This is a genomic window from Streptosporangium sp. NPDC051022 (assembly GCF_040683035.1).
Lineage (GTDB): Bacteria > Actinomycetota > Actinomycetes > Streptosporangiales > Streptosporangiaceae > Streptosporangium.
Window position 1 is genome coordinate 64,428 of the sequence record NZ_JBFBCF010000037.1, and the last position, 15,756, is coordinate 80,183.

General features: G+C 67.5%; 11 protein-coding genes, 4 tRNA genes and 2 pseudogenes. 12 read left to right on the forward strand and 5 right to left on the reverse strand.

Annotated features, from left to right (window positions below; all coding sequences use genetic code 11):
- Nucleotides 1-14 precede the first annotated feature (14 nt).
- The 7 genes and pseudogenes from AB0N02_RS39685 to AB0N02_RS39715 form a co-directional block, all read left to right on the forward strand.
- Entirely contained in the window at nt 15-2,102 is a 2,088-nt protein-coding gene (locus AB0N02_RS39685) for an N-acetylmuramoyl-L-alanine amidase (RefSeq protein WP_363958051.1), read from the forward strand.
- 39 nt (nt 2,103-2,141) lie between these two features.
- Nucleotides 2,142-2,216: transfer RNA gene (locus AB0N02_RS39690), tRNA-Gly, on the forward strand.
- 22 nt (nt 2,217-2,238) lie between these two features.
- A tRNA-Cys gene (locus AB0N02_RS39695) sits at nt 2,239-2,309 on the forward strand.
- 78 nt (nt 2,310-2,387) lie between these two features.
- Nucleotides 2,388-2,459 (forward strand) — tRNA-Gly (locus tag AB0N02_RS39700).
- Between the two features lie 14 nt (nt 2,460-2,473).
- Nucleotides 2,474-2,548 (forward strand) — tRNA-Val (locus tag AB0N02_RS39705).
- A gap of 481 nt (nt 2,549-3,029) precedes the next feature.
- Nucleotides 3,030-3,173: pseudogene (locus tag AB0N02_RS39710) on the forward strand (abortive infection family protein); the annotation flags it as partial.
- Between the two features lie 204 nt (nt 3,174-3,377).
- A pseudogene (locus AB0N02_RS39715) lies at nt 3,378-3,611 on the forward strand (IS5/IS1182 family transposase); the annotation flags it as partial.
- Nucleotides 3,612-3,636: 25 nt separating this feature from the next.
- On the opposite strand, the gene AB0N02_RS39720 reads toward AB0N02_RS39715, so the two are convergent.
- The 4 genes from AB0N02_RS39720 to AB0N02_RS39735 form a co-directional block, all read right to left on the reverse strand.
- Nucleotides 3,637-4,065: an RICIN domain-containing protein gene (locus AB0N02_RS39720; protein WP_363958054.1), complete on the reverse strand. Its 429-nt coding sequence runs from the start codon at nt 4,063-4,065 to the stop codon at nt 3,637-3,639.
- Between the two features lie 268 nt (nt 4,066-4,333).
- A complete protein-coding gene (locus tag AB0N02_RS39725; protein WP_363958057.1) occupies nt 4,334-7,645 on the reverse strand; it encodes a hypothetical protein in 3,312 nt (1,103 codons plus the stop codon).
- A gap of 213 nt (nt 7,646-7,858) precedes the next feature.
- Complete coding sequence (locus tag AB0N02_RS39730) at nt 7,859-8,095, reverse strand: helix-turn-helix domain-containing protein (RefSeq protein ID WP_363958060.1); 237 nt, start codon at nt 8,093-8,095, stop codon at nt 7,859-7,861.
- A 5-nt stretch (nt 8,096-8,100) separates the two neighbouring features.
- Nucleotides 8,101-9,108, reverse strand: coding sequence for a site-specific DNA-methyltransferase (locus AB0N02_RS39735; RefSeq protein ID WP_363958063.1), 1,008 nt, complete (start codon nt 9,106-9,108; stop codon nt 8,101-8,103).
- A gap of 60 nt (nt 9,109-9,168) precedes the next feature.
- Between AB0N02_RS39735 and AB0N02_RS39740 the strand changes: the two genes are divergently transcribed.
- From AB0N02_RS39740 to AB0N02_RS39760, 5 genes are all read left to right on the forward strand, one after another.
- Nucleotides 9,169-9,336, forward strand: coding sequence for a hypothetical protein (locus AB0N02_RS39740; RefSeq protein WP_363958066.1), 168 nt, complete (start codon nt 9,169-9,171; stop codon nt 9,334-9,336).
- Between the two features lie 242 nt (nt 9,337-9,578).
- Nucleotides 9,579-10,943 carry a hypothetical protein gene (locus tag AB0N02_RS39745; protein WP_363958069.1) on the forward strand — a complete coding sequence of 455 codons (1,365 nt, stop codon included), beginning with the start codon at nt 9,579-9,581 and terminating at the stop codon, nt 10,941-10,943.
- Complete coding sequence (locus AB0N02_RS39750; RefSeq protein ID WP_363958072.1) at nt 10,940-12,544, forward strand: hypothetical protein; 1,605 nt, start codon at nt 10,940-10,942, stop codon at nt 12,542-12,544. The genes AB0N02_RS39745 and AB0N02_RS39750 overlap by 4 nt, the downstream gene beginning before the upstream one ends.
- Nucleotides 12,541-13,476: a PrgI family protein gene (locus AB0N02_RS39755; protein WP_363958074.1), complete on the forward strand. Its 936-nt coding sequence runs from the start codon at nt 12,541-12,543 to the stop codon at nt 13,474-13,476. Before AB0N02_RS39750 ends, AB0N02_RS39755 begins: the two co-directional genes overlap by 4 nt.
- Complete coding sequence (locus AB0N02_RS39760) at nt 13,473-15,230, forward strand: conjugal transfer protein TraC (RefSeq protein ID WP_363958076.1); 1,758 nt, start codon at nt 13,473-13,475, stop codon at nt 15,228-15,230. The genes AB0N02_RS39755 and AB0N02_RS39760 overlap by 4 nt, the downstream gene beginning before the upstream one ends.
- A 5-nt stretch (nt 15,231-15,235) precedes the next feature.
- Here AB0N02_RS39760 and AB0N02_RS39765 read toward each other — a convergent pair whose 3' ends face one another.
- A complete protein-coding gene (locus AB0N02_RS39765) occupies nt 15,236-15,670 on the reverse strand; it encodes a hypothetical protein (RefSeq protein ID WP_363958079.1) in 435 nt (144 codons plus the stop codon).
- Nucleotides 15,671-15,756: the final 86 nt, after the last annotated feature.

Consider the following 15,756-nt stretch of genomic DNA (forward strand, 5'->3'; position numbering starts at 1 on the left):
GGGAGGAAACCACCATGCGCCATCTGCCGGGGATCTCAATCGTTGCCGCTCTCGCCGTGCTGGTCCCGGCCGCCGCGTGGCGGACGGCGGACGGCGAGACCGGTCACGCGGCCGGAGCCGGCCCGGATCGCCGCTCCGCGGCCGGAGCCGCCGCGGGAGCGCGCGCCGTCCCCCGGGAGAGCGACGCCGCCGGCGCGACGGGCGCCACCGGCGCGGCCGGCGGGGCCCTGCCGTCGGGCACGCCCACGGGCAGGGGCAACCGGCAGGCGGCGTTCGCCCTGGCGGCACGGGCGTACGGCGTGCCGGAAAAGGTGCTGCTGGCCGTCTCCTACATGGAGTCCCGGTGGGACGACAACGACGGGCTGCCCAGCGTCTCCGGCGGCTACGGGCCCATGCACCTGGTCGACGGCCAGGCCGATCCGGGCCCGCGTCACCACACCGTCGGGGACCCGCGCGGCGACGAGACCCGGCCGCACCCGATCAAGGTCCCGGACATCGCCCCGGTCCCGCCGGAGGACACCCTGCACAGGGCGTCCGGACTGACCGGGATCGCCCCCGGCGTGCTGCGCACGGACCCGACGGCCAACGTCCAGGCGGGGGCCGCGCTGCTGGCCGACTACCAGCGGCGCGCCGGCGGGGCGCCGAGCACGGACCCGGCGCGCTGGTACGACGCGGTGGCCCGCTACTCGGGCTCGGCGGACACCTCCGCGGCACGGATCTTCGCCGACGAGGTCTACGCCGTCATCCGCGCCGGCGCCACCCGCGTGACCGACGACGGCGAGCTGGTGATCCTGCCCGCGACGCCGGAACTGCCCCCGGTGGGACCGCCGGACCGGCCCGCGCCGCGCCGCGCGCTCGACACCACGGCGCCCGACTGCCCGGCGACCGTCTCCTGCGAGTGGATCCCCGCCGCCTACCGGCGGCTCGGGAACGGCGACCACGGCAACCACGACCGCTACGACGGGCACCGCCAGATCGACTACATCGTCATCCACGACGGCGAGACCGGCTACGACGTCATGACCAGGCTGGTGAAGAATCCCGAGTACCTGAGCTGGCACTACACCCTGCGCTCCGGCGACGGGCACATCGCCCAGCACCTGCGCTGCGACGACGTCGGCTGGCACGCCGGCAACTGGTACTTCAACTCCCGCTCCATCGGCCTGGAGCACGAGGGATACGTGGCCAGGGGCGCCTGGTTCACCGAGGCGATGTACATGGCCTCGGCCAACCTGGTCCGCTACCTCGCCCAGCGCTACGACATCCCCCTGGACCGGGCGCACATCCTCGGCCACGACAACGTGCCGGGCACCACCCCGCAGACCGTGCGCGGCATGCACCAGGACCCCGGCCCCTACTGGGACTGGAGCCACTACTTCGAGCTGCTCGGCCGTCCGCTGACCGGCTCGCGGAACCCGGACGCGCACTCGGTGCTGATCAAGCCCGACTACGCCCTCAACCAGCCGCGCTTCACCGGCTGCTCCACGTCGGGCGACTGCCCGCCCCGGGGGTCGGCCTCGGTCTGGCTGTACAGCCGCCCCTCGACGTCGGCCCCGCTCGTCAAGGACATCGGCAGGCACCCCGACGGAGACTCCACCTACAGCGTCTACGACCACGCCGCCCGCGCCTCCACCGGCCAGCGCTACGCGCTCGCGGGCCGCGAGGGCGACTGGACGGCGATCTGGTACCTCGGACAGAAGGCCTGGTTCCTCGATCCGGTCGACGCCCGCACCTCCATGCCGGCCGCGGGCCGCCTGGTGACCCCCCGGCCCGGCCTGTCGTCGGTCAAGGTGTACGGCAGGGCCTACCCCGAGGCCTCCGCCTACCCCAGACGGGTCCCGGCGCAGCAACTGGTCCCGCTGCAGTACTCCATGCCCGCCGGGCAGTTCTACAGCCTCGGCCTGACCAGCCAGAGCTCCTACCTGCGGTCGGGGACCACGGCCAAGACGCGGCACCGGATCATCAGGGGGGACGCGCGCTACCGCCAGATCCAGTTCGGCCACCGGGTCATGTTCGTCAGGGCCTCCGACGTCCAGGTGGTCACCGACGAGAATGTCTCCCATGCGCTCCGGTTGCGCACATCCACCCGCCAGAAGCGCTAGAGTTTTCACGTGCACCCGGGCATCGGTTCCGGGCGACACGCGGAAGTGGCTCAGTGGTAGAGCATCACCTTGCCAAGGTGAGGGTCGCGGGTTCGAATCCCGTCTTCCGCTCCAGCAGGCCCTTCGGGGTCTGACTGGTGGAGTGGCCGAGAGGCGAGGCAACGGCCTGCAAAGCCGTGTACACGGGTTCAAATCCCGTCTCCACCTCAGTGCGCCGACATCGGGACCCTCCGGGATCCGGTAAAGTAGCGCAGGTGCCGCCGAGGGGAAACCCGGAGCAGACACGCGGAAGTGGCTCAGTGGTAGAGCATCACCTTGCCAAGGTGAGGGTCGCGGGTTCGAATCCCGTCTTCCGCTCTGATATCCCCCAAGGACGATTAGCTCAGCGGGAGAGCGCTTCCCTGACACGGAAGAGGTCACAGGTTCAATCCCTGTATCGTCCACCATGTTTTACCAGCTCAGAGGCTAGGTCCCAAGATCACGGACCTAGCCTCTTGATCGTTTGACGGTCATTCGACCGTCGACCGGAACCTCATCAGAGGGCATCGACGTGTTCAAGTGAGTTTTCCTGGGCACCTTGATCTCTTGCAGTAAGCCTCAGGACGACCTACCTGGTTCAAACGCACCAGGAGTTCACGAGGCCTCAGAGTTAGGGATGGATCTGGAACTCCCTCGCCCTGCGGGTCTCGATGCCTCTACCTGATCTTCTATCGAGGGCTATCGAGCACACCTCGAGCGGGCTCTTCGTGATCAAGATCACACTCTGGTGATCGGTACAGCGAAGGAACTGGTGGAAGCCACCGCCAAGGTCATTCTCGATGCGCGTGGACGAACTCCTCCAAGCAACGAGGATTTCCCGAAGGTGGTACAGGGCGCTCACGCGGTCTTGAGCGTCAACCGGGCCAGGGGCTAGCGAATGCCCCTCCCCTGCGGGACGTGGTGCAGGAGGCACGGAAGATGGTGCTTCACTTGGCGGAGGTCCGCAACCAGTACGGGACTGGCCACGGGCGTCAGGTGCAGCCTGAAATCGCCGAAGAAATGATCTCCCTCAGCGTCGAAGCCGCGTTGCTCTGGACTCGTTGGAGTCTCCGCCGTCTTGGTCACCTCATCGACGGTGAACCTACAGCGCTGGCCCGAGACCTTCGAGATGGAGGGATTTTCCACAGCGGCGAGCTCGCCCGCCGACTTAAGGCAGCTAACTTGACTGTGCTCCAGTCAACCGAGCAGAACCTGCTCGGGGTCTCGGTGGAGCAGCGAGCAATGAATGAGACCTACCCGGAGAAGGCCGACCAAGCGGCCAACCGCAAGAGGCGCGGCTCTGCCGGTGACCGGCCGGTCGCCCATGATTCCGATCTCTACAAGCAGCGCAACACGGCCGAACGCTGCATCAACCGGATCAAACAGTGGCGTGGGCTGGCCTTCCGGTTCAGCAAGACGCCCAACAGCTATATGGCCGGCCTGTACCTACGCGGGGCCGTCTTATGGATCCGAAGCTTCCGACCAGCCTAGAGATCCGAACTCCGTACAGGTTCTGCTAGGGAACGGCCTTGAGCAGCCAGAGTTCATTCTCGTCATGACCTGGTTCGAACTGCACCACGCGCGCGCCCGGGTCGGTGGAGGCGTTTGCGACTGCCAGCACCTTGCCTGAGTGCTTGGCGATGAGACGGTAGACGCCCGCCTCGTGCTCCTTGAGGTACCAGATCTGGCTGGGGCTGCCGTTGATGCCCCACTGCATCGCGAAGTCGGAGTTCTGGTTCGCCAGGGTGACGTCGAGGGCCTTGCCAGAGTGTTCGGCGATGAACTTGTAGCCGCCTTCGGCGGGTTCCAGGTGGAAGATCTGGTTGGTCCGGCCGTGGGGGGTCCACTGGATCACCCAGCCACCGTCGAACATGTCGCATTCCTTGATGTCGAGGGCGAGCCCGGACTTCTTGTTGATCAGGGTGGCTCGGGCCGGGATGTCCATGGGGGCCTCTCGAACTGGAGTGGGAGGTGGCGGTGCGCCGCCTTGTCTCCATAAGAGACGATTACGGACGGGAAATCACCCTTCGGCCGTGACCGCTTCCGGACAGGGTTTCCGCTGCAGGAAGGCGGCGGTAGCCCGTCGACCACCCTTCCTGGTTGGCCCCCCGCTCACGAACGTGTCCCCAGCCTCCAGGTGGCGGAGTGTACGCGGGGCCGTCCTATGGGTCCGAAGCCTCCGGCCAGCCTAGAGATCCGAATTCCGTACAGGCTCAGCTCTGAAGGGAACCTAAGCCGAGGAGATTGCTTCGGTTCAGTCCCATCACTAACTTCCGAATACTCCGATGGCTGTCTGACGACTGAACCTCGATGATATGACCTCGTAAGTCGGCGGGGATCGTCTCGTGGTTGTCGCGGACCGCGAGGGCCAGGTTCCGGCGCACCAGGTAGTCGTCGTCTTTGGCGAGGGCTTCGACTCGCTCGACGGGAAGACATCCAGGATCCCGAGCCCAGCGGACCGCCGCTACCGCGCGGAGCGCGGGAACAGGATGAATGGCGCAAACTTCAAGGTCAAGACTGGAGTTGGTGGCGGAGAGAAGAGTAAATGCGCGTCCGATGCGCCACTGCGCCGACTGATTCGCACCGCGCAGTAGCGCCATGCCGATCCGCTCGATCATCAGTTGGTCGGTCGGTTCGGCGGCAAGCCGGGCAGCGCTCAGGAGCGCTAGATCGGTCAAGGTGTTGGATCCCGTGTTGATGGTGACCCCGTTGAATGACCCCCGCCAGAGGGCTTCGATCTCGTCGGTAGGCCCGCCGTCCCACTCACCCCGTGCCAGTTCCAGAACCTGAGGCAGGAGGGCCTTGCGTGAGTCTTCATCGATCTCGTCGGCGATGTTGATGAGACCGTTCAGGGCGTCTCGCCGACTCGTCGTCGTCTCACGGCGATCGAGGGCTCGCTTCAGCATCGCTCGCGCGAACTCCACGCGGATTTCGGGTTCCAGGACAGAGGCCAGGATCGCGGCGGCATCCGCGCCAGCACGATAAACGACCCGTCCCTGCTGATGCTCCTGAGGCAGGAGATCACGAGCCACTCGCTCCCGCGCCAACGGGATCACGGACGCGGGATCCGCTCCCGCCATGATCAAACCAAGGCAGGCGAATTGGTTATGTGCGGCGGCCTGAACCAGCCACTCAGTCACGACGTCCCGGTTCGCCGCCAGGAGTTCAGGGCGATCCAGCACAACCCCAGCCATACGCTCGTGGGCGGTGAGAGCGCGAGCCATGAGGGGCACCGCGTCCGGCGACCGTTCCGTCAGAGTGACAAGGATCTTCGCGACGCTCTCATCGGTGAGGCGATACTGGCCTGGCGAACGCTCGATCAAGGGCTCCGCTACACGGAGCAATTCGTGGACCTGCGGATCCGTAAGCGTAGGGCACAACGCGGCGAGTACTTCAAAAGCACGTATCCGCACATCCTCCGCCTGGTCATCGATGGGTTCCTTGCCGATCTCCATGAGCGCCTGGGCCGCCCACGTTCTGGCCGACTCGTCATCCAGCAGATCGGCGGCGGCTGCAACGGCGGCAAATACGGCAATCTTGCAAATGTCCACAGCCGGCATGACCGATACAGTCAACTCGGCCGGTGCCTTCGTAAGCTCCTTGGCTGCTGATGCCGCGAGCTTTGCCTCGCCCGCGCGGACGAACCACGGAATCGCCGCATCGGCGTGCTCGTGGCGGCGCAGCAGCGTTCCCAATGTCTGAGCCGCCTCGACCTCTCCGCTCAGATCGGCGCGCACTGTTGCCTGCCACTGCCACAGTCGTACGCACCGCAACGCTTCAGCCGGATGCCCCTCTTTCTGCATGGCGCGCAGCGCTTGCTTGGTCGTGTGAGCCGAACCTGGAAGACGGCTGGGACGCGCGTTGGGCCGCAGCGCCTGTGCCAGAGGGTGTTGCTCATCTTTGTCGAAATCGTGGTACCAGAAGCGGACTGTACGCCACGCGTACAGCCAGTCGGCCGCTTCATCGAACATCTCCGCGACGCAGGCGCGTTCGATGGCCAATAGATATTGCTCCTGCGCTCCAGCCCCGTCACCTGTGAGTGCGAGGTGGCGGGCGAAACGCGCATGTGCCCAGGCCACCAGCGGCCGGTCAAAACGACGATGGATATCACGTAAGCGTGGCAGCCATTGTCCTGTTGCATCCCCGAGGCACATCTGAACGCGCATCGCGGCCTGTGAGGTTGAACGTGCTATGTCTTCGAGAGCTTGTTGCCGCGCGAGGACGATTTTCGGTTCGGCCATGGCGATGGCCTCCTCGCTCAGAAACGCCGCCGCGCAGTCCCGGTACGGATCGTCGTCCGCGAGAGCATCGAACGCCACGGCCAGTCGCTCAATGTCGCCGCCCTTCGCCAGCTGGACGGCAGCCTGCGTGACTGTCAGAACACGGGTGGCCGCCTCGGATACGGGATCCGCGTCGTTGAGCGCGAAGCCTGCCTCCCAGGGCTGGACCACGTCGAGAAGGCTCCAGGCGAGAGCGATCCGTGTGTGCACCGCAGCGTCGGCGTCGCCATTCTTCTGGAGAGCATCTGCCTCACGACGCCGTACCAGGGCCGCGTGTGGGGCGAAGCCTTTCGCTTCTAACTTGTCAGCAATCTCATGAAACTTCGGCGCCGCTGACGGATCCCCCTCTACGAGTAACCGGTTCGCCTCATCGAACGCATCCTCCAGGGTCAGCGAGGCCATGGGGCCACGGACTACGGCGTCCGCGTCGACCGGCTCGGCTGGCGATTGTCCTTCAACGGGACGTTGCCGAAGACCGCGTCGCCGGAGCTGTCTCCATACGCTGGCCGCGTCAACCACGCCCGCAAGTGGTCCCCACTCCTCGGCCAGAGCGGTGAGGTGCCCAAACAGATCGACAGGAGTCTTATCGAATGCCTCGGCCACCGGCTTGATCCGATTCAGGGCCTCCTGATGGTCGGCGTCGCTCACATGCCACACATGTAGCACAGCGAGCGCAGCATGCGCAGTGCGATGGACGCCGCCCAAGTCCGGCGCGCCATTTCGAATCGCTTGTTCAACAGCTTGGTGAACCTGGATCAGGCGGTTTCGTATCTTCTCATTGACCACCTCGGCGACGAACACCTTGTCGAAGCTCTCATGCGAGCTATGCGCGTGCGCATACTGGACCAGCGTCTTGAGCTGATCCAGCGGGACAGCCTCGCCATCGGCGATCAGTCCGAGTGCGAGCTCCCCACCGGCGACGGCGTCCGCGCGTTCGCTCAAGGTATGCAGCACCTGAGCCAACACGTCGACGAACTCCTTATCGCTGGCGGTCACTTTCAGGGTTCGTTTGACTTGGTATTCGGTGCACAGCCCGTTGGGCACGTCCTCGCCGTACACGACGATGTCATCAAGCAGATGCCCGGTGACCAGTTGCTGCCACGCCACTCCGACGACCGGCATCGACAGTCCAGGCGGGTGTGTCTTTGCGAGCAGGTGGCTCAGCATGATCGCACCGACTCGATACTCGAAGAGCGTGCCAGCACCTCCGCTAGCCGTGGGCGACACCGGACGCTTCTTCGACATCTCTACCCCTCCATCCATCCAGCACGGCATGCACAAAGACATGGGACATGCCCTGGTCCATTGGACCAGAGGTGTCCGACAGAAAATCTGGTCCTTCGAAGTGGCAGGTATGGCGGGATACGGGCGTAACGATTACTTTTCAGAAAGTAAGACGGCTATCGGGCCACGTGACAGGTGCAGGCGTCACGTGGCCCGATTTGTAGTTTCGTGGGACTACTTGATCAGGTGATCACTTTCGCGGCAGAGGGCTACGGCGCCACAAGCCAAACCGAGAATCCGGAGGATCTCTGACGTAGGGACACGATAGGTTCCGCCAGCTTGTATGACCCGGCAAGGGAATTCGCCAGCCTTGACGAGACGGTAAGCGCTATTGCGGCTCAGGCCGAGGGCGCGGGCTGCGGTGAGGAGGGGAACGACCGCAGGGAGTGCCTGGACTTCGGCGATGGTCATGGGGGTCACCTGGCCTCGCCTCCCGCATCGGGACACGACGAGAGTAGGCGCGCCTTGGCGAGGGCGCAGTAGTCGGCGTTGAGTTCGATGCCGATGAACTGCCGTCCGAGGTGCCGGGCGGCAAGGGCGGTCGTTGCCGCTCCGGAGAACGGGTCGAGGACGGTGCCGCCGGGGCGGCAGCCGGCGGCAATGGCACGCAAGGGGATGTCGACGGGGAACGGGGCGTAGTGGGCGCCCCGGTAGGGGCGGGTGGAGATGGTCCATACATCGCCGGGGTTGCGGCCGTTGAGGTGGGTGGGGTCGTGGGTCTGGCCGGTTGGTGGCAGTGCAGTGCCGTGTCGGATGCCGTCGGTTGCCGTCTGGCTGTGCGTGCTGGGAGGTGGCCAAGGTGTCTGGATAGAGGTCAGCTTGGTGGCGCTGCGGCGGGCTCGGTGGGAAAGGGGGCGGTCTCCGGTGTACGGCTGGCGGACGGCGTCGAGGTCGAACCAGTAGAAACGCTGTTTGACGAGCAGGAAGATCAGCTCGTAGCAGGTGGACAGGCGGTCCAGGACGGACTGGGGCATCGCGTTGGGCTTGTGCCAGACGATGGCGTTGCGCAGGATCCAGCCATCCTGCTGGAGGGCGAAGGCAACCCTCCAGGGCATACCGAGCAGGTTCTTCGGCGGCACGGCAAGGCGAGAACGAGGGCGTACGGTGGGCTGCCGTTCGTTGTAGTCCGTACCGCGGGCGTAGCCGTCGGAGTTGGCGGCGTAGACGTCACCCAGGTTGAGCCAGCAGGTGCCGTCGGCGGCCAGCACCCTTCTGGCCTCGGCGAACGTGGTCCGCAGGGCCTCCACGTACTCGGCAGGTGTGGGTTCCTGACTGTACTGCCCCGGACAGTAGTCCCGCAGGCCGTAGTACGGCGGGCTGGTGACCAGGCAGTCCACAGACCGGTCCGGCATCTCGGAGAGCACCTCATGGGCGTCCCCCAGATAGAGCGTGGAGCTGTCGTCACTCCAGTAAGGCAGTCTCACAGCTCCCGCCTCTCCCCGCGAAGAACCTGCTCGAATGCCGTACGGCACTGGACAGGCGTGATGGGCGGCAGCAGCACCGGCACCGGGGTGCCGGACTCCTCAGCGGTCGAACATGCCGAGGATGAGATCGGTGCCGGCAATGCGGCACAGGTGGGTGTGGCGTTGATGAACGTTGTCATCACCAGTTGGGGCGGGCCTCAGATCCGCATGACTCCTGCGAGCGAATGACCCGCGAGGAGTTCGGCTCGTACTTCAGCAGCCACCTCTGGCGGACCTCTGGCGTGGTCGTGACCGGCCCACATACCCATAACGATCTCCGGCGAGCCTCTGGCGGAGCTGCGCCGGTGAAGATCGAAGGGAAGCGACGGAAGTCTGTCCAAGGCCGTCGTTTCGCGTCGCGTATGGGTCGCCAGAGGTGAGTCGTACACCGGGCTGCGAGAACCGACCTCCTCTCGCAGTGGAGCGATCCGATGAGTACCGACCCGTACGAGACGACCACCACGAGCCGCTCGCCGCTGGACACGGCCGAGCACATCTTCCGGCTCGTGGCATGCGCTCCCGCAGGCCTCGCCCTGGACGGCAGAGCCCTCGGCCCCGACCTGCCCCGGCGGCATCTACTCCTGCCGGAGCTGCGCGATCTGCTGATCTCCCATCCTCTGCTGAACTCCACCCGGGACGCGGTCTGGCGTGCGCTGGTCACTCACGCACGGCAGGACGGGCCCCAGTGGCTGGTGGGCGCGGTCGGCGTTGCCGTTCCGGCACTGCGGCGCGTCAGCGGCAGGATCTGCCGCGGCTACGTTGCCGGTGAGGCGGAGGACATCGACACCGAAGTCCTGACCGCGTTCATCGAGGCTGTGCGCGGTATCGACGTCAACCGGCCCAACCTTCTGCCCCGGATGGCCGCCGCCGCCAAGCGCGCTGGTGAGCGTACCCGCCGGAACGCCGAGGCCGATACAGCCCGGCGACTGCTGTTTCACGAGCCGGCCGCACCGCACTCGCCATGGGGACATCCCGATCTTGTTCTGATCGACACGGTGGCCAAGGGCGTCGTCAGCGGGCTGGACGCCGAGCTGATCGGCCTGACCCGGCTGGAGAACAGGACCCTGGCCGACGCCGCGAGGGCACTCGGCTTGACTCCGGAGGCAGCCAAGAAGCGCCGTCAGCGTTCGGAGCCTGTTCTGGTCACGGCCGTTCTCGGTGGAGAAGTCGAAGCGGCCGTGTCCCTAACGATCACTTCCCCTGCCCCTAGAGGGGTGAAGGAGGAAGTTCCCATGATCTCCGCGCGGAGCCGGACCTCAGATCCGCAGCCCGAATCAACCGTCGACCCGAAGGGAGGCCGGGGCAGCCCCACCGGCTCCGCGCGAATCCACCGTGGCCTGATCGGATGGCCGAAGACCTTTGTCGCGCACGGGATCGTCTCATCGGCGAACGCGCGCCGGAGACGACTGCTACGGCGCCGCGTCCTCCAGGTCCTGATCGTCGTCGGCGTTACCGCCACGATCGTTGCCGTTATCGCCGTCACCGCGTTCGCCGAGAATGGTGAACTTGCTACTGCGGCGATGCCGTCGACCGGCATCCGGGCTGCTCGGCCACCCACAGGCCCCGACCAACTCGGTCAGGTCTTCGACAAGCTGCGGGGCTGGCTGATCGGTCTGCTGGCCACCCTGGCGACACTGATGCTGACCATCGGCGGGCTGCGGTACCTGGTCGCCGGCGGGGATCCAGGAGAGATCCAGAAGGCCAAGGCCGCGCTGAAGGCCGCCGCGCTCGGCTACAGCCTGGCCGTACTGGCTCCGCTGTTCGTCAATGTGCTCAAGCGCATCGTGGGCGGGTGACGGCGATGGCCCTCACCCCCGCCATCCACACCTTGTGGACACGACCGACCCCCACCCCGACCCCCGACCTGCCGCTCGCTCCACCGCCCGCCATGCCCGGAACCTCCGGTTTCGGCTTTGGCCTCGGTGGCTGGATCAGCGATCAGATCAACACCTGGTTCGCCAACCTCGTCGGTCTGGCCATCAAACCGCTGCTGGACGCCCTGGCCGCCACTCTGCTCACCACTCCGGGCATCGACGGCCAGGGCAGGGTGCAGGAGTTGTGGCAGACCACCCTGGTGCTGGCCAACGGCGGCTTCGTACTGTTCGTCGTGGTCGGCGGCATCCTGGTCATGGGATACGAGACCGTCCAGACCCGGTACGCGTTCAAGGAGATCCTGCCCCGGCTGGTCGTGGCCTTCTTGGCGGCGAACGCCAGCTTCCTGCTGGCCAGCAAGGCCATCGAAGTCGCCAACGCCCTCGCCCAGGCCCTGCTGGGGCAGGACTTCGACGCCCGGCGAGCCACCAATGCGATCCGCTTCCTGATCGTGCCGCCGGGTAACTCGCAGATCTTCTACATCCTGCTGGCACTGGTGGCCGTGGTCCTGCTGGTCGCCCTACTGATCACCTTTGTGCTGCGGGTGGCGCTGACCACGCTGCTGGTGGTCGCCGCCCCGCTGGCGCTGGCCTGCCACGCTCTGCCCCAGACCGAGGGGCTGGCCCAGTTGTGGTGGCGGGTCTTCAGCGGGCTGCTGGTGATCCAGATCTGCCAGTCGCTCACCCTGGTCACGGCGGTGCGCGTCTTCTTCAACCAGGGCGGCCGCGAGATCGTCGGCCTGGACGGCAGCGGCCAGCTCTACAACCTGCTCCTGGCCCTCGTCCTGCTGATCCTCCTGGTGCGCATCCCGGGATGGGTATCGCGGGCGATGTTCCTGCCCGGCGGACGCGGGCGCGGCCTCGGTGTGGTCCGGATCGTCAGGTACGCGCTGGCCTACAAGCTCACCAGCCCCCTGCTGGGCGCTCTGCACCTGCGGCGCGGCGGAGGCGGCCGGGCCGCCGGTACGGCCAGGCGTACGGCGACCACCGCCCTGGCAGGCAGGATCCTGCCTGCCCTCGCGGCCGGGCCTGCCGGTACGGCTGCCGCCGGCACTGCCACGGCGGCAACGGCCGCTTCCGCAGCACGCGGCGGCAACGGCCCGGCCAAACACGCTCCCGTGGCGGCTCGTCGGCCGCCCCGTGCCGAGGACTGGGAGGCGGCGCCGGTCAAACACGCCCCGACCGCCCCGCCGGTCCGCGGCAAGTACCGGCCCACGCCTCGCCCGCAGCAGCCGATTCCTCCGTCCACGCCGGTCTACGGATATCCACGCGAGAACTTCTACGCAGGGGGACCGGCCGGACTGGTCCAGATGCACCGGCTACGCGGTCAAGGAACGGATGCAAGCGGAGGCATCACTCCTCCACCCACCCCCTCCCGCCCTGCCCGGCCCATCGTCACCCCGAACGCGCCGATCCCCGGCGGTCTGAACTGGCCGGAGAACCCCGGCCGCCGCCGTACCCCGCCGCCTCCGTCCGGCTCGTCGCGCCGTCGCAGGTCCAGGCGGCAGGGAGGTGACGGGACATGAGCTGGGCCGAAGTGGTACGTATCCCCGCCGACGTCGAGCAGCCAGACAAGATTGTCTGGGGGTTCACCGCCCGACAGGTCGCCATTCTCGGCGTGACCGGCGGCACCCTCTACCTCGGCTACACGGCCGTCGGTGAGCGCCTCCCGCTCACCGCGTGCGCCGGGCTCGCCCTGCCGGTCGCGGTGCTCGGGATCCTGCTGGCGGTCGGCACGCACGACGGCATCAGCCTTGACCGGTTCGTACTCGCTGCCATCCGGCACCAGCGCTCCCCCAAGCACCTGGTCGCCGCCGATGACGTCCCCGCGGCTCCGGCGTGGATGGCCGCCCGGTCCGCTCCGCTTCCGGCCCTGCTCAGGCTTCCGGCGCGCGGGGTGATCGGCGACGGACTGATCGATCTTGGTCCTGACGGTGTCGCCGCCATCGCCGAGGTCTCCACGGTCAGCTTCGCCCTGCGTACCCCCGATGAGCAGGACGCGCTGGTCGCGGTCTTCGGCCGCTGGCTCAACTCGCTGTCTGGGCCCGTACAGATCCTGGTGCGGGCCGAGCGCATCGAGCTCGCCGAGACCGTCAACGCCCTCCTCGACGGCGCCCGCGATCTGCCACACCCGGCCCTGGCGGACGCCGCCCGCGAGCACGCGGCCTTCCTCGCCGACCTGGCCACCCGGCACGAGCTGCTGCGCCGCCAAGTCCTGCTGGTCATCCGCGAGGCCGCGGTGGGAGCCAACGGCAGAACCTCGGCTGCCGCCCGTGCTTACCGGCGGCTGGACGAGGCGGGGCGGGTCCTGGGCGCGTGCGGGCTCACCGTCCGCCTGCTGGACACCATCGCAGTGACGGCGTTGCTGGCCTCCTGCTTCGACCCGGCCGGTCCCTCCCTGGCTGAGGCGCAGGTCGCCCTCCCCGACGAGGTCGTCACCGGGCGAGGCCGACGATGAGATTCCGCCTGTGCCGTACGGCTCCGCGTCCATCGGGCATCGGCCCCGACGCGGTCGAGGTCCAGCCCCGGCGGCTGCGCGTCGGTGACGGGGTATGCGCCACCCTCGCGATCACCGGGTTTCCGCGCGAGGTCGCCCCCGGCTGGCTGGAGCCGCTGCTCACCTATCCCGGGCGCCTCGACGTCTCGGTGCACATCGAGCCCGTGCCGTCGCTGGTCGCCTCCGATCGGCTCCGCAAGCAACTCGCCCGCCTGGAGTCCGGGCTGCGCGCCGACCAGGAACACGGGCGGCTGCTCGACCCGGGTGCCGAGGCCGCCGCCGAGGACGCCCAGGAGCTGGCCTCCCGGATCGCCCGTGGTCAGGCCAGACTCTTCCGGGCGTCGATCTACCTCACCGTGCACGCCGCCTCGGAGGAAGAACTCGACGACGCCTGCGCCCAGGTACGGGCGCTGGGCGCCTCGCTGCTGCTGGACGCCCGGCAGGTGACGTTCCGGCAGGTGCAGGGCTGGGTCAGCGGCCTGCCATTCGCCTACGACAACCTGGGGATGCGGCGCACCTTCGACACCCCCGCCCTGGCCTCCGCCTTCCCTTTCACCAGTCCGGACCTGACCGCCGAGCTGGGGCCGACCGCCGTGCTGTACGGGGCCAACACCTCCAGCGCCTCCCTGGTCGCCTGGGACCGTTTCGCCCAGGACAACCACAACTCGGTCATCCTGGCCCGCTCCGGGGCCGGCAAGTCCTACCTGGCCAAGCTGGAGGCACTGCGCTCCCTGTACGCGGGGGTGGAGGTCGCGGTCATCGACCCCGAGGACGAGTACGCCCGGCTGTGCACGGCCGTCGACGGCGCCTACATCCACCTGGGCGCCCCCAGGGTCCGGCTCAATCCCTTCGATCTGCCGCCCAAGGCTCAGCGCGACAGTGACCCGCTCACTCGGCGCGCGATGTTCCTGCACACCCTGATCGCGGTCATGCTCGGCGAACCGCTGGACCGGGCGAGCAAGGCCGCGCTCGACCGGGCCATCATCGCCGCCTACCGGCGGGTCGGGATCACCTTCGAGCCTCGCACCTGGAGTCGGCGCCCGCCGCTCATGCGGGACCTGGTAGCCGCCCTTACCGAGGACGCCGACCCGAAGGCCGGGGAACTGGCCGCCGGGCTGGCGCCGTACGTCACCGGCAGCCACCGCCGGCTCTTCGACGGCCCCACCACCACTCGCCCCGACTCCCATCTGATCGTCTTCTCCCTGCGCGACCTGCCGGAGGAGCTGAAGGCGGTCGGCACGCTCCTGACCCTGGACGCCGTCTGGCGGCGTGTCTCCGACGCCCACGACAGGCGGCCCCGGCTGGTCGTGGTCGATGAGGCGTGGCTGCTCATGCGTGACCCCGAAGGCGCCAAGTTCCTGCTGCGCATGGCCAAGGCCGCCCGCAAGCACTGGGCCGGCCTGTCGGTGGTCACCCAGGACGCCGCCGACCTGCTCGGCTCCGAGATCGGCCAGGCCGTCATCGCCAACTCCACCACCCAGATCCTGCTCAAACAGGCACCCCAGGCGATCGGCAGAGTCGCCGACGCCTTCCAGCTCTCCGACGGAGAACGCCAGCTCCTGCTGTCCGCCGAACGCGGCACCGGCCTGCTCACCGCGGGCGCGGGCGCACAGCGGGTCCCCCTACAGGTGATCGCCAGCAGACGAGAACACGACTTGGTCACCAGCGACCCACAGGAACTGGCCGACCTCGACGACGAGGAGGCCGACCTGTGATCACGTCATCGGAAGTACTTGATGAGGCCCGTCCAGTGCATCACGCCCCACCACTTGATCTCAAACCATCCTGTGACGGCCCGCAGTCTTTGCCGTCTGCTCAACCAGCCCGGCAGGCCGGCATGCGGGACGAAGATCCATACGTCGGCGACGACACTGCCCGTGTGCTCGCGGACTATCCGGTCGGGATCGCGCAGCAGCAGCCGCAGAGTCGCCAGCGTCACCTCATCGATCTCGCCGGTACGGCGGACCATGTGCGACACGGCGGTCAACCCCTGGCAGCGAAGCTCCTGCCGACCAGAGGCGATGGCTCTGCGAGCCCGGGGAGCGATGACCCCGGCGTCAGGGTGACACAGCGACAGGCCGAGCACGGCCACCCCGACCAGGGGCTCACCTCGCTCGAAGGCGGCGTCGACCTCGGCGGGGTCCTCACACCCCATCAGATCATGTGCGCTCGCCCAATCCACTCGCCCTCCCAGTCGCACGATCTTCGCCCGAGCCCTCTGAGCCCATCGTGCACAGCGCG